Origin of the sequence: Idiomarina sp., from assembly GCF_019431395.1 — a bacterium.
Taxonomy (GTDB): Bacteria; Pseudomonadota; Gammaproteobacteria; order Enterobacterales; family Alteromonadaceae; genus Idiomarina.
The window spans coordinates 2,545,448-2,560,478 of the sequence record NZ_CP080268.1; the positions used below are offsets into that span (position 1 = coordinate 2,545,448).

The following is a 15,031-nucleotide window of genomic DNA, read 5'->3' on the forward strand; positions in this document are numbered from 1 at the left end:
GCGACTGAATGATTCGTTTTGAGCAAGTCAGTAAAACCTATCCTGGCGGGCATCAAGCCCTCAGCCATGTAGATTTTCATATTCAGCCAGGCGAAATGGCCTTTTTAACAGGTCATTCGGGGGCGGGTAAAAGCACGTTATTAAAGTTGATTAGCATCATGGAGCGGCCTACTGCGGGTCGGGTAATGATCAACGGTAACGACTTGCGGAAAATCAAATCATCGCAAGTCCCCTATGTACGGCGTGATATCGGCATGATTTTTCAGGATCATCGCTTGCTGATGGACAAAAGTGTCTTTGATAATGTTGCGTTACCTTTGATTATAGAAGGTTACAGCGTTCAGGAAGCACGTAAGCGGGTGCTGGCTGCGCTGGAAAAAGTCGGCTTGGCGGACAAGTATCGCCACTACCCACAGATGTTATCGGGTGGTGAACAACAACGCGTGGGGATTGCCCGGGCTATCGTTAATAAACCGCCGTTACTGCTTGCCGATGAGCCAACAGGTAACCTCGATCCCAAATTATCGATGGAAATCATTCGTCTATTCGAGTCCTTCAACAAAGTGGGCGTGGCAGTCTTAATCGCTACCCACGATTTAGGCCTGATAGCGCGGTTAAAGTATCGAACCCTGACGTTAAAAGACGGGCGTTTGATCAATGATGGCTTAAGTGAGGAGTCGTCAGTATGAGCCTACTTTTCCGTAATCGTGATGTGCCGGGGGGAGCAGCGAAGCGACAGAAGTTGGCCTGGTACAGACGCGCACTGATGTGGCCAGTGCACCACCTGCAACAGGCTGTAGCCAGCCTGGGGGAACTTTGGCGCAACCCGTTTGCATCATTGTTAACGATGGCGGTATTAGGTTTAAGTTTAACCTTGCCATCAACGCTCTACGTACTGGTAAAAAATACGTCGGCTGTTTCCGGTGACTGGCAGCAAGCGTCACAAATGTCGCTATTTTTACGAAAAGAGATCGATACCAAGGCGATAGAAACGTTAAAAACGCAGTGGTCGCTTAATCCTAAAATTGAATCAGTAGAGCTCATTAGCAAAGAACAGGGACTTGCTGACTTTAGGCAACAGTCGGGTTTTGGCGAGACATTAGATTACCTCGAATCTAATCCGTTGCCTGATGTATTGCTGGTTATCCCTGCAGACGCATTCCGCACACCAGAAAAAGCCAGGGAGTTACTGGCCGAGTTAGAGCGCGCGCGCGAGGTTGATTTTGGTAAGTTGGATGTGCAATGGCTGGAACGCTTGCAGGCGCTATTAAATCTCGCTGAAGATATCCTCGGTGGTTTGGGCATTTTGCTGTGTCTATCGGTTGTCTTGATCGTCGGTAACACCATTCGCCTGAATATTCTGAGTCAACGCGAGGAGATCGTTGTAATGAAGCTGGTGGGTGCAACCAATGCCTTTATTCAACGGCCGTTTCTGTACACCGGTTTATGGTATGGATTTATTGGCGGCATCTTAGCCTGGTTGGCCACTGCGGTGTTGATTTGGTGGGTCGAGGGCTCGGTGCTAAGTGTGACCGAACTTTATGAAACACAGTTCCAGTTAGCGGGCCTGAACTTTAATGAAATGCTGATTGTGTGGTTAATTGCTATTGTGCTGGGGTTGGCGGGCTCGTACCTGGCAGTGCGTCGACATATCAGAAGTATTGAACCGCAATAGGGTTGCGATCGTATAGATCTTAGATATACTAATTTTTTGGCTGGCACCGTGTAGGTGCGCTCCAAAAAGGAACTTTTCTGTCAAAAAAGGGTCATAGAGAGTAGGTAAAATCACCGTTATTGGTTGTAAACCGAATCTTTATACCGACATTTTATAGCATAGAGGTAGTCGATGAGCACTGAATTACAAACCATGGCGTTGTCTGTTCCCCAAGGGGGCGGTCTAGACGGTTACATTCAGGCTGTTAACCGCATTCCAATGCTGTCTGCGGAAAAAGAAAAGGAACTCGCCACTAATCTATATGAAGATGGCGATCTGGACTCTGCGCGTGAGTTGATCATGTCGCACTTGCGCTTTGTCGTGCACATCGCGCGGGGCTACTCAGGCTATGGACTACCGCAAGCTGACCTTATTCAGGAAGGTAATATCGGTCTGATGAAAGCGGTTAAACGCTTCAATCCAGAGGTCGGTGTACGTCTTGTATCCTTTGCAGTGCACTGGATAAAGGCCGAAATTCACGAGTATGTGCTGAAAAACTGGCGTGTGGTGAAAGTTGCTACAACCAAAGCTCAGCGTAAGTTGTTCTTTAACCTGCGTAAGATGAAAAAACGTCTTGGCTGGTTCAGTCAGAAAGAAGTTGAGACGGTTGCAGAAGAGCTGGGTGTTTCGACCAAAGAGGTTATGGAAATGGAAGCGCGCATGAGTGCGCATGACCAAGCCTTCGAACTCAGTTCCGATGACGATGACAGTAAAGAGGGTAATAATTACTCTCCGGCAATGTATCTCGAAGATAAACGCTCGGATCTGGCTGAAGAAATTGAAGCCGAAGACTACGAAGCGCATACCCAGCAAAAACTATTAACTGCAATGGGTCAGTTGGACGAACGTAGTCAGGATATCGTGCAGTCACGGTGGTTAACTGATAACAAATCAACATTGCATGACTTGGCGGCAAAATACCAAGTATCTGCTGAGCGTGTTCGCCAGTTAGAGCAAAATGCCATGAAGAAACTACGTACAGCGATGGCGTAACGCTGTCGGGACTTCCGAAAAAGGCGTTGCGTATGCAACGCCTTTTTTATTTCTCCAGCGAGGTGTTTTTATGGAGTGCCGTGTAGGCTGTGGTGCTTGCTGTATCGCACCTTCGATTAGCTCCCCAATTCCCGGTATGCCAAATGGTAAAAAAGCCGGTGAGCGGTGTGTACAGTTGGACGACAATAATCTCTGTAAACTTTTTGGCGATCCACGCAGACCGGCAGTCTGTGAACAGTTCAGCGCCGACCGAGATGTTTGCGGCACCTCACGCGAGCAAGCGTTACTATTACTCACTAGCCTCGAGCAGTCGACGGGATAGAGGCTTTTTGGAAGGCTTCGCTAACTCACTTGCGAAGACGAGAGTTATCCCCTGAGCTTCGAGCTTGGGTATTTCTTGTTTAAGGAAGGCTAGAGTTTCAGGGTAAGGGTGGCCAATACCAATGGCTTCGCCTGTTGCTAATGCCTGGTCAATGAGTTGCTGCCATTGTTGCTGCAAATAGGTTAGCTCAACGTCATTATCCAAAAATACGTGGCGGTGATTGGTTGCTACCTGTAATTCTTCTGCTAGTTGTTCGGCCACGCTAAATTCCGAGGTTCGACTGTCAATAAAATACAGTTGCTTATACTGCAATGTTTCTAACACCGCCCGCATCGAACTCTCAACTTGGGTAAAATAACTACCCATGTGATTATTTACGCCGACTACATAAGGCACATCGTCGAGTGCGCGTTGTAATTCGAGCTTGATTTCGGCGCTGCTCATCTCGGTAGTGAGAGCTCCCGGGCCCAGGCGATTACCTCTCACCGCCTGCATCGGCGCATGCAACATTATTTGTTTGCCCTGATGATGGGCTCTAAGTGCAAACGAACGTGCGTGAGGGGTAAATGGCAGTACAGCGAAAGTCACATTGCCCGGCAGTAAAGCCGCGTTAAGGTCACTGCGATTATTACCAATATCGTCAATAATTATTGCAACTCTGGCGTTAGCTGATAGCGCCGTTGGGGCGGTTAAAAAAGCACTGACGAAGACGAAAATAGTGACGATTAGGGCGCGCATTTAATCTATCCATCGGGTTGGGTTTTGCGCATCGCCACGATAACGTATTTCAAAATATAAGGCAGCGTCTGAGCGGCCACCGGATTGCCCCATGAGTGCGATTTCTTCGCCCATTTTAACTTCGTCGCCTACGTCTTTTAGTAGTGATTGATTATGACCATAGAGGCTCATGTAACCTTCCCCATGATCGATAACGGTAACTAGCCCGAAGCCTCTCAACCAATCAGCAAAAAGAATACGACCGTCTGCTATCGTCCGCACTGGTTGACCATTTCGGCCTTCAATCATAACACCTTTCCAGCGCAACGGCCCTTCCCGGGACTGACCAAATAACTTTCTTACACGTCCTTCCGCCGGCCAGGTTAGGCGAGACTTTACCGGTGTAAGCCCAATTAACTGTACGTCAGCTTGTAATGCCGATTCAATAGCGCTAATGACTTGCTCCAGCTGCTCGCGGCTTTGCTCCAATGCTTGCAACCGCTGCTGATCAGAACGCTGTCGTTGTTGCAGCTCGGCAATCAGTTCTTCCTGCGCACGTTGCTGCTGAGCGAGTGCATTTTGTTGCTGCTTCTGTTGCGTTGCTAACGCAGCGAGTTCGTCTTGTTGCCTAACAAGCGTCTCTTGTACTTGGGTAAGTTGCGCTGTGGTTTTCTTGAGTGCTTCAATTTCTGCAATTCGGGCTTGGTTAAAGTAATGGTAGTAACTCAGCATGCGTTCTATAGTCGCAGGATCTTGCTGGTTAAGTAATAACTTTAAAAAATCGTGATCGCCATTAGCATAGGCGTTGGCGATTTGCTGCTCCAGCGCTTTGGCTTGCTGTCGCTGTTGTTGTTGCAACTGACGTTGTTGTTGTTCATTACTACTAATCCGTTGCTCGAGTTGCCGGATTTCTGCGCGAGTCGCTTGCAAACGCCCGGCAACACTAGCCGTATCACGTTCCAGCGTTTGCAGTTTCTGCTCGGTATCAGTTAACTTCTGTTGCCGTGATTCTAAAGTCGCTAAACGCGATGCAATTTCCTCCTGTACAGCTTCAAGCTCGGCTTCTTTGCGTGCCTTTTCGGCTTCACTGACGTCAGCTTGCGCAAACGCAAAAGTAGGCGCTATCAGCGTTACAGTCAGGGTCAACAAAAGAGGCGGCATTAGCCGCCGAAAACTGCGCATCATGACTACTTAGTCTTAAGAGTCATCAGCGTCTTACCGGTCATTTCATGTGGCTGCTCCAGCCCCATGAGGTGCAACATGGTCGGTGCAACGTCCGAGAGAATACCATTACGCGGCGATGCGTCACGACCGACATAAATAAAGGGTACTAACTCGCTGGTGTGCGCGGTGTGCGCCTGGCCGGTGCTGGCATCACTCATTTGTTCAGCGTTACCATGATCCGCTGTAATTAACGCCTCACCCCCAATCGCTTGCAACGCCTTTATAACGCGACCGACAGAGTGGTCAACGGCTTCACAGGCTTTAACCGCAGCTTCGAAGTCACCGGTATGCCCAACCATATCGCCGTTTGGATAATTACAAATAATGGCGTCAAATTCGCCGCTTTCTATTGCCGCAATCAACTCATCGGTTAACTGCTCGGAACTCATTTCCGGCTGCAGATCATAGGTTTTAACTTGCGGCGAAGGAATCAATACGCGCTTCTCACCGTCGAACTCTTGTTCGCGCCCCCCGCTAAAGAAGAAGGTGACATGTGCATATTTCTCAGTTTCTGAGATACGTAACTGAGTCTTGCCTTGTTTTGCTAACCATTCGCCAAATACATTATTCAGCGGCTCTGGCGGGAATGCACAAGCGGCATCCAGATCATCTGCATATTGAGTTAGCATGACAAAAGCGCTGAGTGGCTGTTGAGTGCCGCGTTCAAAAGTGTCCAGCTCACTATCAGTAAATGCACGGGTCATTTCACGTGCGCGGTCTGCACGAAAGTTCATAAATACCACGGCATCGTTTGCCGCAATACTAACCGGCTGACCAATAGTCACTGGCGCGACGAATTCATCACTTTGACCACGCTCGTAAGCGGCATCCAGTGCTTCTAACGCATTGACGGCGCTGTGTTGTCCGCGACCGTGATAAATTGCATTATAAGCCTGCTCAATACGTTCCCAACGGTTATCACGATCCATTGCATAAAAGCGACCGCTTAGTGAGGCGAAGCGGCCTACACCAAGGCGCTCAAACAGGGCTTCAAAACGCTCAATGGACGGTTTTGCTGAACGAGGAGGCGTATCACGGCCATCTAAAAATGCGTGTAGGTAAATGTTTTTAGCACCTTTTTGCGCGGCAAGCTCTACCATTGCCACAATATGATCTTCGTGGCTGTGCACGCCGCCCGGGGATAGTAATCCCATGATATGCACGGCGCCGTCTTTATCAACGGCTGCCTGAACGCTGTCACACAGCACCGGATTGTTAAAAAACTCGCCGTCCTGGATGCTTTTTGAGATGCGGGTGAAGTCCTGAAATACGACACGGCCGGCGCCGAGGTTAACGTGACCTACCTCCGAGTTGCCCATCTGACCTTTTGGCAAGCCCACGGCATCACCCGAGCCATCAACCAATGAATGTGGGTAATTTTCCCAAAGTTCATCCATTACCGGTGTATTTGCCGTTGCGATTGCGTTATCCGGCGCGGGCTCTCGATAACCCCAACCATCTAAAATCATCAAAACTAACGGTTTTTTACCTTGGCTCATGCGCATTGCCTTTTCAGTTGCTGTGCAAAATTAAATATCCCCAGTTTACGTGATTTTGCCTTAGTTCGCATCCATTTGAGATTTTGCTGGCAACTGAATTTTGTACAGGTATACTTTGTGCCCTTAAATACCCAATCACTCGATAATCTAAAGTAGTCAAAACCATGCAAGAGATACTAGAATTCGCGCGTCAAAATGCTTTTATGAGCGGCCTCTGGGTAGTTCTTTTGGTTGCATTGATTGTGACCTGGATCCGTTCGAAATCTTCTCCGGTAAAGGATATGTCGACTCATCAAGCGACCGTTTGGGTCAATAAAGAAAATGGCGTTTTTGTTGATATCCGTAACCAGGACGACTTTCGTAAGGCACATATACACGGCGCAAAATCTTTGCCGCTAACACAAATTAAACAAAAAAACGTGTCAGCGATTGAAAAGTATAAAGATGCCCCCATTGTTGTTGTATGCAACTCCGGAGCAACCGCTCGTGGCGCGGCAATGCAACTAACGCAGCAAGGCTTTGCTAACGTTGCGGTATTAGCAGGTGGTATGAACGCTTGGCGTAACGAGAAGCTGCCAGTAGCATCAGGAAAGTAGTTTTTAGTTCAAAAATTCGGTACAGTCGTGCAACGTTTTTACCGACTTTAATTATTAGTTCAATATAAGTAATAGGAAGTATCATTATGGCTGAAGAACAGCAAGCAAATGGCGCAGCTGCCCAAAACGAACAACAATCACAAGTGCAGTTCGCTATTCAACGCATTTTTACTAAAGACGTTTCGTTTGAAGCGCCAAACTCACCAGCGATTTTCCGCAAAGAGTGGAAGCCTGACCTGAAACTGGACTTAAACGTAAAACACGAAAAAATTGAAGACCGCGTATATGAAGTCGTGTTGACGCTGACTGCGACTAACAAAGTCGAAGAGGAAGTGGCGTTTTTATGTGAAGTACATCAAGCCGGTATCTTTACTATTGGTGAAGAAGTACAAGAAGGCCAATTGGCGCATATGTTGGGTTCTTTCTGCCCTAACATTTTGTTCCCGTATGCACGTGAGTGCGTTGCGAGCCTGGTAAACCGTGCAACTTTCCCACAATTGAACCTGGCGCCGGTTAACTTTGACGCAATCTTTGCACGTCATATGCAACAGCAAGCGGAACAAGCAGGTCAAACACAGCAGGCAGACGCTTAAGCGTCGACGCTCATCAAACTGATGAAAACTGCAAATGTTGCAATACTAGGGGCGGGCTCTTACGGGACCGCCCTTGCTATTTGTTTTGCCCGTAAAGGCATAGCCACCACGCTTTGGGGGCGTGACAAAACGCAAGTCGCTGCAATGCGCGAAGCGCACGAAAATGCACACTATTTGCCGGACTGCCCGTTTCCCGAAACATTGCAGGTTACAGACGACTTAGCGGCAGCCGTAAAAGACGTAAAAAACGTGTTGGTGGTAGTGCCCAGCCATGCATTTGCTGACCTACTACGTGCGGTAAAACCAAGCTTGAGCGCAGATGCCCGTGTTGCATGGGCGACCAAAGGTCTGGAACCCGAAACCGGTCGTTTGTTGTACGAAGTTGCTGAAGAAGAACTCGGCAACCAGCACCCGTTAGCCGTGTTGTCAGGCCCAACGTTTGCCATAGAGATGGCAAAAGGTCTGCCAACCGCTATTTCGATGTCGTCGACTGATCAGGCATTTGTCGATGAACTGTCCGAAATGCTTCATTGTGAGCGTTCATTCCGGGTTTATACTAACGATGATTTTATCGGTATTCAGCTGGGCGGGGCGGTTAAAAACGTCATAGCGATTGGTGCCGGAATGGCTGATGGTATCGGCTTTGGCGCAAATGCACGAACTGCATTAATCACCCGGGGGCTGGCAGAGTTAACGCGTTTAGGCCTAACGCTGGGTGCGAAGAGCGAAACATTTACCGGCATGGCAGGTCTCGGTGACTTGATCCTGACTTGTACGGATAACCAATCGCGCAATCGGCGTTTCGGTCTGGCATTGGGAGAGGGTAAAGACGTAGAGCAGGCGCTGGCATCAATTGGGCAGGCGGTAGAAGGTTATCGCAATACCCGAGAGGTGGTGGCGTTAGCAAAGCGTAACGGCGTAGAAATGCCCATTTGTGAGCAAATATACGCCGTGCTTTATCAAGGTAAACCACCTCGTCAGGCGGCTATCGACTTACTTAGCCGCAGCCGTAAAACCGAAACCGACTAACTGGCTGATAGTTGGTCAGCAAGCGACTGCCACTGAGTACCGAAGTGCTCGGTGGGCAGGCGTTTGAAATTGGAGCGCACAAACTGAGAAATCTTGCCGTCGGCATAACTCAATAACAAATTGGCTAATATTCCCTCGTCGACCGTAAATTTCTGCTGTTCACGCAACGCCTGTTCACGCAAAACCTGCTTGAGTTGAGCCTCGATGCGGTTAAATAAGTCCTCGATACGAGCGCGTAACCGATCATGTTCGCCCATCAACGCATCGCCGGTAATGACCCGGCTAATACCCGGATTGCGTTCAGCAAAGGTCAGAATCAAATGAAGGATCGCCTGACAACGGCCCAACGTTTGTTTTTCTTTTTCTAAGATCAAATTGATACTGGTTAGCAGGGTGTCTTCGACAAACTCGATTAACCCCTCAAACATTCGTGCTTTAGATGGAAAGTGGCGATATAGCGCCGCTTCTGAGACACCTAAGTTGGCGGCTAATTTAGCCGTGGTAATACGTTGGCCGGGACTGGTTTCCAACATTGCGGCAAGCGCCTGTAAGATCTCTTCACGACGATTACGCTTTTGTTGAGCCATGGATTATCCTCTTAATTCAAAATAATGCTGTGCAAACAGCTGATTTAATTCCGATGCAAGCAGCGCTTTTGATTGCGGTGCAAAGTCTTGTTCGCCGTTTTGCCAATACACGGTGACGGCATTGTCATTGCTATTAAAACCAATGCGCGAATCACTCACGTTATTAGCAACAATCAACTTAAGTTGTTTACGCTTCAGTTTATCCAGGGCATGCGCCTTGACGTTCTCTGTTTCTGCTGCAAAGCCAATACAAAACGGCGGTTGAGCGCTAACTGCGATGGTTTTTAAAATATCCGGGTTTTTAACCAATGCTAATTGTGATTCCTCGCCATTGGCTTCTTTTTTTATTTTTTGCTCGGCAACCGTTGCCGGTCGGTAGTCAGCTACAGCAGCACAGCTGATAAAAACATGCATTGAAGAGGCCTGTACCGCGGCCAGCATTTGCTCAGCGGTTACTACGTCAATGCGCGTTACACCAGTCGGCGTAGGCAGGCTTACCGGGCCTGCAATTAGCGTGACTTCGGCACCCATTTTCCGGGCCGCTGCGGCCAGTTCAAACCCCATCTTGCCGGAACTGTGGTTACTAATGTAGCGCACCGGGTCTATAGCCTCTCGTGTCGGGCCTGCAGTAATGGTAATGCGGGTGCCTTGCCAGATATTTTCAGTGCTGGCTTGAGTGGACAGTAAGTCAGCACTTAATTGACGTAATTCAACCGGCTCTAACATTCGTCCCGCCCCAGTGTCCCCGCAAGCCTGCGAACCGCTACCCGGTCCGAAAATAGCCAACCCGCGTTGTTGCAGGCGCGTCATGTTTTCCTGTACTGCCGGTGCCGCCCACATCTGTTGATTCATGGCGGGGGCGATAGCAACGGGGGCGGTACTGGCTAATACTAACGTGGTAAGCAAATCATCAGCCATGCCATTGGCCAAGCGAGCGATAACATTGGCACTGGCGGGCGCGATTAAAATTAGATCAGCCCATTTCGCTAATTCGATATGACCCATAGCGGCTTCCGCAGTAGGATCTAACAGATCCGTACTGACAGGGTTTGCAGACACAGCTTGTAAGCTTAATGGCGTCACGAAAGCCTCGCCACCGCGGGTAAGAACAACCCGTACGTTAGCGCCCACTTCTTTTAAACGCCGCACTAAATCGGGTGTTTTGTAAGCCGCGATGCCACCGGAAATACCCAGCAGAATGTTTTTATCCTGTAATGCCTGCATGGTCAAAAACCACTTAAGTTGTCATACGTAAAGAGTTGTAAAGATAACACGCTCAATGCTAACAGGGTAGATCGGAACTACACTGCGAGATCCGTTAAGTTAAGGAGAGCAGGTGATGGGGATCAAGGAATGGCCGGAAATGGAACGACCGCGAGAGAAATTGCAACAGCAGGGCGCGGCTGCGCTGAGTGACGCAGAGTTGTTGGCGATACTACTGGGCAGTGGCCAGCGGGGTGTTGATGTCGTTGCGTTCTCGCGTAATTTACTGCAGTCCTTTGAGGGTATTGGCCCGCTACTTAGCGCCCCGGCGGACAAGTTATTGCAATACCATGGTATCGGTCCTGCCAGAGTTAACCAGTTGCAAGTAGTGCTGGAACTGTCCCGACGGTACTTAAAATGGCAGTTGCAACGCGAGGATGGATTCACCGAACCGGCAATGGTAAAAGATTACCTAACATCTCAATTACGGCATCAATGTCGGGAAGTTTTCGTGGTTCTCCTGCTCGACAGTCAACACCGGTTGTTGCGCTACGAAGAAATGTTTCACGGCACCATCAACGCCGCCCCCGTGTATCCGCGAGAAGTCCTCAAAATGGTCATGCAACACAACGCCGCAGCTGTAATCCTTGCCCACAATCACCCATCCGGCATCGCCGAACCCAGCCAAGCCGATCAACGCGTCACTGAGCGCTTAAAAAAAGCCCTTAACCTCGTCGACGTCGCCCTCCTCGATCACTTCATCATCGGCGCCGGCGATCCCGTCTCATTCGCCGAACGCGGGCTGTTGTAGGAGATTCAGGCAGTTCGGTTGTGCTTTGTTCTGAACTCTGGGGGCTTTTGTAAAGCGGGGGAATGGGAAAATGCTTTTTGTCGGGCTGTGGGGGTCTGAGGCAGGAATGTGGGAGGGCATGGATGCCCGGACACAAGCCACACGGATGTGCTTGGAGCGGTTCCTGACTCAGACCCCCTTCAAGCTGATAAAAGCGTTACTGCTCCACCACCGTGGTTAAACAATAACAAAAGAAAGCGCTGGAAGATTGAGCGGATTTAGCGTAGAATTCGCCGCGAATGATCGGAAAGGATCAAAAAACCGCCGTTTAAGCTTGATTAGCGGGCCTGTTTGCTGTATAAAATGCGCCCTCGGATTTCTAGGCAAGGTCAAATTGGGCGACAGGCGAGCTTGCAGCAATTTTGGAGTAAAGACATGTCACAAGTATGCCAAGTTACAGGTAAGCGTCCGGTAGTCGGTAACAACCGCTCGCACGCACGCAATGCGACTAAGCGTCGCTTTTTACCAAACTTACAATCTCACCGCTTCTGGGTTGAAAGCGAGAAGCGTTGGGTTAAATTGCGTATTTCTACTAAAGGTATGCGCATCATCGATAAAAACGGTATCGACTCGGTATTAGCGGATCTCCGCGGCCGTGGTATCAAGGTGTAAGGAAAAGATATTATGCGCGATAAGATTCGTTTGGTGTCGTCTGCGGGTACTGGTTACTTCTACACCACAGACAAAAATAAACGCACCATGCCAGAAAAAATGGAAATCAAAAAGTTCGATCCAGTGGTTCGTAAACACGTGATTTTCAAAGAAGCTAAAATCAAGTAATTGATTTAGAGCTTAAAAAAACCCAGCTTCGGCTGGGTTTTTTATTGTCTGTGATTTAATTAACCCTTAACGGGGTGGATCGACGATACCAGAGACGCTGGCATTAATGCGGAACCAACCGGTTATACTAAGCCGGTCGCGGTTAGAGCGCAGGACTTCGTGGACAAACTTTTCGCTTAAAAAGACCACCAACGTGCCGCGCTCAGGTTTGACGGTCTCTAACACTTTACCGCGTTCGCCATAAATTACTAACTGCCCGCCATCACTATCAGTCCAGTTTTCGTTCAAATACATGACGGTTGTCAGTCGTCGGTTACTACGACCTTTAAACGCATCCAGATGCTTTTTATAGAATGCACCTTTGGGGTAGTGGGCAAAGTGGCATTCGTAATCGAATAGACCCAAAAACAGATCGCGATTAATAGCAACCCGCAACTCATCCATCAGCTTAAGGTAATCTTGCTCGGGTTGTGGCTCTTTGCGTAACCACAAGATTCGGTCGGTGCGTACCAGAGTATTAATTGTCTGCTGCTCCGCCCGGCCAATTGCAGCCGTGTTCCAGTGTTGCGCGGGTATGGCGTTAGCGTGATCAAACAATTGCCCGGCCATATCTTTAGGCAGGAAGTTTGGTACGATGCAGTAGCCTTTATCGCTCAAACTATCGAGAATATGATCAATATGCGTTAACGCGGTCACTGCAATTTTATCCAGACGGAGTTATAACGGGAGCGAAATATAGGTTATTCTAAAGTCATCGACAAGCGCTTTGTGAGCCTGCTATGAAATACAACCAAAAGCGAACTATTTTCGGTATTACCTTAACTAAACGGGCCTGGAATAACATCCTCATTTATGCGGTTCTGCTGCTGATGTTCTTACTTTATTATGCATCGCCTCGCGATAACGGTAGTACACCGGAACAGACCAACACCGAGGTTATGGGGTTGATACCCGGACACCTGGATTTGCAGCAAATTATTATTGATGATCAGACGTTAGAGCACAGCAATAACGATTGGCGTTGTCGCCAGCCATGCTCGCTATCTAAACAGCAGTCTGAAAATGTGGCGCGTACCTGGCTTTCACTGCGGATGCAGCCGACTGAGCTGGAGCCTGCGGCAAAAGTGGTCGATGTGTATTTGTATTTTGGGGGCGATCAAACGGCAACTGTGGAGATCTATACGGAGCCGCGTCTGTTGCTACGCTTGCCTCAACAGCAGCGGGTGTTTGAGCCCATGGATGTTACGATAGAGTCGTTGTTAGGTCGATAGTGGTACGAAAAATGAGGGAAGGAAGTACTGATGCCTGAATTACCAGAAGTCGAAGTAAGTCGGTTGGGGATTAGCCCTCATATCGAAAACAAGTTAATCACGGCAATCAGAGTGCATGACGCGCGTTTACGCTGGCCCGTGCCTGAAGCGGTGCAGCAAGTGACGCAACAACGACTCATCAGCGTTAAACGACGGGCGAAATACCTGCTGCTGGAAACTGCCGCAGGGACGTTAATTCTGCATTTGGGGATGTCGGGTAAATTGCGCGTGGTACCGGCTTCAACGACATTGAAAAAACATGACCACATCGAAATTGAGTTTGAACATGGCCAGGTATTGCGACTGAACGATCCGCGCCGCTTTGGGGCACTACTGTTTCATGACCAGAGCCAATCGCCAATAAATGCCCATGAGCTGTTAGCTCGTTTAGGGCCGGAGCCGTTAACTGACGAATTTACGGCTAATTATCTGTTTAATTGCTCAAGAGGCCGTAAGCAAGCCATTAAGACGTTTATTATGGATAACCATGTGGTGGTGGGGGTCGGTAATATTTATGCCAATGAGGCGCTATTTAAAGCCGGCATTAACCCAAAACGTCAGGCTGGCAAGGTCAGCAAGGCACGCTATCAGCAATTAGTCCCGTTGATAAAGCAAACATTGCAAGAAGCCATCGCACAAGGGGGGACCACCCTGCGAGACTTTACCAATGTTGACGGCAGCCCTGGCTATTTTGCCCAGCAGCTTATGGTTTATGGTCGTGGCGGCAAACGATGCATGCAGTGTCAAAGTGAGCTAAAGGAAATCCGGCTCGGTCAACGCAGCACCGTTTACTGTACCCAATGTCAACGCTGATGCTGTTTATACAGCAGACAAAAACCGTCGATAGCGAGTGGCGAGGTCGTGGGTTTGCGAGATAAACGGCATATGCGCGCAATGAGGGAATACCTCACACTCAGAGTCGGGGGCAAGTTCATCAATCAAGTTAATGGCGGCTGCCGGCACAAGTGAGTCGAGTCGTCCATAAAAACGTATGAATGGTTGATTTATTTCACCTAGTTTGGCTCGAAAATCGGTCTCTTCCAGTAATTTAAGCCCTGCCAGTAGGCTTTTTGGGTTTGCCATAGGCTTGGCAAACACCCATTCCCGAACTTGTTTAATCAACGCTTTGGCATGCGGACTACCCATTGCCTGTACGGCCATGAAGCGCTCGATGGTTTTGCCGAAGTCCTGATCCAATTGTTGATAAAACTGTTGCATCAAAGAGGCTTTAATGCCGGGCCAACTGGACTCTTCAATAAAAAAGGGTGATGAACCAACTGTAGCGAGTGACAGAACGCGTTGCTGCTGGCTTAATGCAAGCTCTGTGGCAATTAAGCCACCCATAGACCAGCCCAAAATATGAAATGACTCAGGTAGCGCCGGTAAAAGTTGTTCGCATACGGCGGCTACTGAGTCGGCCAATTGTTGGTCATTGCTATCGCCAAAACCTGGCAAATCAACCGAGGTAACGCGAAACGAGTCGCTTAACTCGGGGATTAAGGTTTGCCAGACATTACTATTCATCCCCCAGCCGTGGATTACAACAATATCAGCGCCGGCGCCGTGTACGGATTTGCTAATGGTCACTACAGTTCTCTTTTTTGGCCCTTTGAA

19 protein-coding genes are annotated in these 15,031 nt (G+C 48.9%); 12 read left to right on the forward strand and 7 right to left on the reverse strand.

Annotated features, from left to right (window positions below; all coding sequences use genetic code 11):
- Positions 1-8: 8 nt before the first annotated feature.
- The 4 genes from ftsE to KZ771_RS12300 all read left to right on the forward strand — a co-directional run bounded on the left by ftsE (position 9) and on the right by KZ771_RS12300 (position 3,029).
- A complete protein-coding gene (ftsE, locus tag KZ771_RS12285) occupies positions 9-689 on the forward strand; it encodes a cell division ATP-binding protein FtsE (RefSeq protein WP_133540338.1) in 681 nt (226 codons plus the stop codon).
- Positions 686-1,675 carry a permease-like cell division protein FtsX gene (gene ftsX, locus KZ771_RS12290; protein ID WP_133540339.1) on the forward strand — a complete coding sequence of 330 codons (990 nt, stop codon included), beginning with the start codon at positions 686-688 and terminating at the stop codon, positions 1,673-1,675. Before ftsE ends, ftsX begins: the two co-directional genes overlap by 4 nt.
- A gap of 171 nt (positions 1,676-1,846) precedes the next feature.
- Positions 1,847-2,707 carry an RNA polymerase sigma factor RpoH gene (rpoH, locus tag KZ771_RS12295; RefSeq protein WP_133540340.1) on the forward strand — a complete coding sequence of 287 codons (861 nt, stop codon included), beginning with the start codon at positions 1,847-1,849 and terminating at the stop codon, positions 2,705-2,707.
- A 70-nt stretch (positions 2,708-2,777) separates the two neighbouring features.
- Positions 2,778-3,029: a YkgJ family cysteine cluster protein gene (locus tag KZ771_RS12300; protein WP_133540462.1), complete on the forward strand. Its 252-nt coding sequence runs from the start codon at positions 2,778-2,780 to the stop codon at positions 3,027-3,029.
- On the opposite strand, the gene KZ771_RS12305 is transcribed toward KZ771_RS12300, so the two are convergent.
- From KZ771_RS12305 to gpmI, 3 genes are read right to left on the reverse strand one after another with little or no spacing between them, the layout of a single operon-like run.
- Complete coding sequence (locus KZ771_RS12305) at positions 2,997-3,767, reverse strand: divergent polysaccharide deacetylase family protein (protein ID WP_290653772.1); 771 nt, start codon at positions 3,765-3,767, stop codon at positions 2,997-2,999. The two genes, KZ771_RS12300 and KZ771_RS12305, sit on opposite strands and share 33 nt — an antisense overlap.
- Entirely contained in the window at positions 3,768-4,931 is a 1,164-nt protein-coding gene (locus KZ771_RS12310) for a peptidoglycan DD-metalloendopeptidase family protein (RefSeq protein ID WP_290653774.1), read from the reverse strand.
- 2 nt (positions 4,932-4,933) lie between these two features.
- A complete protein-coding gene (gene gpmI / locus KZ771_RS12315; RefSeq protein WP_290653776.1) occupies positions 4,934-6,469 on the reverse strand; it encodes a 2,3-bisphosphoglycerate-independent phosphoglycerate mutase in 1,536 nt (511 codons plus the stop codon).
- Positions 6,470-6,633: 164 nt separating this feature from the next.
- Between gpmI and KZ771_RS12320 the strand changes: the two genes are divergently transcribed.
- The 3 genes from KZ771_RS12320 (at position 6,634) to gpsA (ending at position 8,687) form a co-directional block, all read left to right on the forward strand.
- Complete coding sequence (locus KZ771_RS12320; RefSeq protein ID WP_290569825.1) at positions 6,634-7,065, forward strand: rhodanese-like domain-containing protein; 432 nt, start codon at positions 6,634-6,636, stop codon at positions 7,063-7,065.
- An 86-nt stretch (positions 7,066-7,151) separates the two neighbouring features.
- Positions 7,152-7,658, forward strand: a complete 507-nt coding sequence (gene secB / locus KZ771_RS12325) for a protein-export chaperone SecB (protein ID WP_133540466.1) — start codon at positions 7,152-7,154, stop codon at positions 7,656-7,658.
- A 21-nt stretch (positions 7,659-7,679) separates the two neighbouring features.
- Positions 7,680-8,687 (forward strand): NAD(P)H-dependent glycerol-3-phosphate dehydrogenase, encoded by a 1,008-nt coding sequence (gene gpsA, locus KZ771_RS12330; RefSeq protein ID WP_290653779.1) that lies wholly within the window; start codon positions 7,680-7,682, stop codon positions 8,685-8,687.
- Here gpsA and slmA read toward each other — a convergent pair.
- Positions 8,684-9,274 carry a nucleoid occlusion factor SlmA gene (slmA, locus tag KZ771_RS12335; RefSeq protein ID WP_133540468.1) on the reverse strand — a complete coding sequence of 197 codons (591 nt, stop codon included), beginning with the start codon at positions 9,272-9,274 and terminating at the stop codon, positions 8,684-8,686. The genes gpsA and slmA overlap by 4 nt on opposite strands.
- 3 nt (positions 9,275-9,277) lie before the next feature.
- Positions 9,278-10,498, reverse strand: a complete 1,221-nt coding sequence (gene coaBC / locus KZ771_RS12340) for a bifunctional phosphopantothenoylcysteine decarboxylase/phosphopantothenate--cysteine ligase CoaBC (RefSeq protein ID WP_290653781.1) — start codon at positions 10,496-10,498, stop codon at positions 9,278-9,280.
- Between the two features lie 115 nt (positions 10,499-10,613).
- Here coaBC and radC point away from each other — a divergent pair, with 115 nt between their 5' ends.
- The 3 genes from radC to rpmG all read left to right on the forward strand — a co-directional run bounded on the left by radC (position 10,614) and on the right by rpmG (position 12,107).
- Positions 10,614-11,288 (forward strand): DNA repair protein RadC, encoded by a 675-nt coding sequence (radC, locus tag KZ771_RS12345; RefSeq protein WP_133540507.1) that lies wholly within the window; start codon positions 10,614-10,616, stop codon positions 11,286-11,288.
- 414 nt (positions 11,289-11,702) lie between these two features.
- On the forward strand, positions 11,703-11,939 hold the full coding sequence (rpmB, locus tag KZ771_RS12350; protein ID WP_053953199.1) for a 50S ribosomal protein L28: 237 nt from the start codon (positions 11,703-11,705) through the stop codon (positions 11,937-11,939).
- A 12-nt stretch (positions 11,940-11,951) separates the two neighbouring features.
- The gene (gene rpmG / locus KZ771_RS12355; RefSeq protein ID WP_006953863.1) at positions 11,952-12,107 is read left to right on the forward strand and encodes a 50S ribosomal protein L33; all 156 of its coding nucleotides are present in this window, start codon (positions 11,952-11,954) and stop codon (positions 12,105-12,107) included.
- Positions 12,108-12,173: 66 nt separating this feature from the next.
- Here the strand turns inward: rpmG and KZ771_RS12360 are convergent, their stop codons facing one another.
- Positions 12,174-12,803, reverse strand: coding sequence for a 2OG-Fe(II) oxygenase (locus tag KZ771_RS12360; RefSeq protein WP_290653783.1), 630 nt, complete (start codon positions 12,801-12,803; stop codon positions 12,174-12,176).
- 83 nt (positions 12,804-12,886) lie between these two features.
- On the opposite strand from KZ771_RS12360, the gene KZ771_RS12365 reads away from it, so the two are divergent.
- Together KZ771_RS12365 and mutM are read left to right on the forward strand one after the other, a co-directional pair.
- Positions 12,887-13,378: a hypothetical protein gene (locus KZ771_RS12365; protein WP_290653785.1), complete on the forward strand. Its 492-nt coding sequence runs from the start codon at positions 12,887-12,889 to the stop codon at positions 13,376-13,378.
- 30 nt (positions 13,379-13,408) lie between these two features.
- Positions 13,409-14,230 (forward strand): bifunctional DNA-formamidopyrimidine glycosylase/DNA-(apurinic or apyrimidinic site) lyase, encoded by an 822-nt coding sequence (gene mutM / locus KZ771_RS12370; protein ID WP_133540471.1) that lies wholly within the window; start codon positions 13,409-13,411, stop codon positions 14,228-14,230.
- Positions 14,231-14,236: 6 nt separating this feature from the next.
- Here the strand turns inward: mutM and bioH are convergent, their stop codons facing one another.
- Positions 14,237-15,004, reverse strand: coding sequence for a pimeloyl-ACP methyl ester esterase BioH (bioH, locus tag KZ771_RS12375; RefSeq protein ID WP_290572529.1), 768 nt, complete (start codon positions 15,002-15,004; stop codon positions 14,237-14,239).
- Positions 15,005-15,031: the final 27 nt, after the last annotated feature.

What these genes read in the sequence shown, in the direction of transcription:
- radC (WP_133540507.1), top strand. Translation starts at nt 10,614, where the DNA reads ATGGGGATCAAGGAATGGCCGGAAATGGAACGACCGCGAGAGAAATTG.
- KZ771_RS12305 (WP_290653772.1), bottom strand. Translation starts at nt 3,767, where the DNA reads ATGCGCGCCCTAATCGTCACTATTTTCGTCTTCGTCAGTGCTTTTTTA.
- coaBC (WP_290653781.1), bottom strand. Translation starts at nt 10,498, where the DNA reads ATGCAGGCATTACAGGATAAAAACATTCTGCTGGGTATTTCCGGTGGC.
- rpmB (WP_053953199.1), top strand. Translation starts at nt 11,703, where the DNA reads ATGTCACAAGTATGCCAAGTTACAGGTAAGCGTCCGGTAGTCGGTAAC.
- rpoH (WP_133540340.1), top strand. Translation starts at nt 1,847, where the DNA reads ATGAGCACTGAATTACAAACCATGGCGTTGTCTGTTCCCCAAGGGGGC.
- KZ771_RS12310 (WP_290653774.1), bottom strand. Translation starts at nt 4,931, where the DNA reads ATGATGCGCAGTTTTCGGCGGCTAATGCCGCCTCTTTTGTTGACCCTG.
- rpmG (WP_006953863.1), top strand. Translation starts at nt 11,952, where the DNA reads ATGCGCGATAAGATTCGTTTGGTGTCGTCTGCGGGTACTGGTTACTTC.
- KZ771_RS12300 (WP_133540462.1), top strand. Translation starts at nt 2,778, where the DNA reads ATGGAGTGCCGTGTAGGCTGTGGTGCTTGCTGTATCGCACCTTCGATT.
- gpmI (WP_290653776.1), bottom strand. Translation starts at nt 6,469, where the DNA reads ATGAGCCAAGGTAAAAAACCGTTAGTTTTGATGATTTTAGATGGTTGG.
- secB (WP_133540466.1), top strand. Translation starts at nt 7,152, where the DNA reads ATGGCTGAAGAACAGCAAGCAAATGGCGCAGCTGCCCAAAACGAACAA.
- KZ771_RS12365 (WP_290653785.1), top strand. Translation starts at nt 12,887, where the DNA reads ATGAAATACAACCAAAAGCGAACTATTTTCGGTATTACCTTAACTAAA.
- KZ771_RS12320 (WP_290569825.1), top strand. Translation starts at nt 6,634, where the DNA reads ATGCAAGAGATACTAGAATTCGCGCGTCAAAATGCTTTTATGAGCGGC.
- slmA (WP_133540468.1), bottom strand. Translation starts at nt 9,274, where the DNA reads ATGGCTCAACAAAAGCGTAATCGTCGTGAAGAGATCTTACAGGCGCTT.
- ftsX (WP_133540339.1), top strand. Translation starts at nt 686, where the DNA reads ATGAGCCTACTTTTCCGTAATCGTGATGTGCCGGGGGGAGCAGCGAAG.
- ftsE (WP_133540338.1), top strand. Translation starts at nt 9, where the DNA reads ATGATTCGTTTTGAGCAAGTCAGTAAAACCTATCCTGGCGGGCATCAA.
- mutM (WP_133540471.1), top strand. Translation starts at nt 13,409, where the DNA reads ATGCCTGAATTACCAGAAGTCGAAGTAAGTCGGTTGGGGATTAGCCCT.
- gpsA (WP_290653779.1), top strand. Translation starts at nt 7,680, where the DNA reads ATGAAAACTGCAAATGTTGCAATACTAGGGGCGGGCTCTTACGGGACC.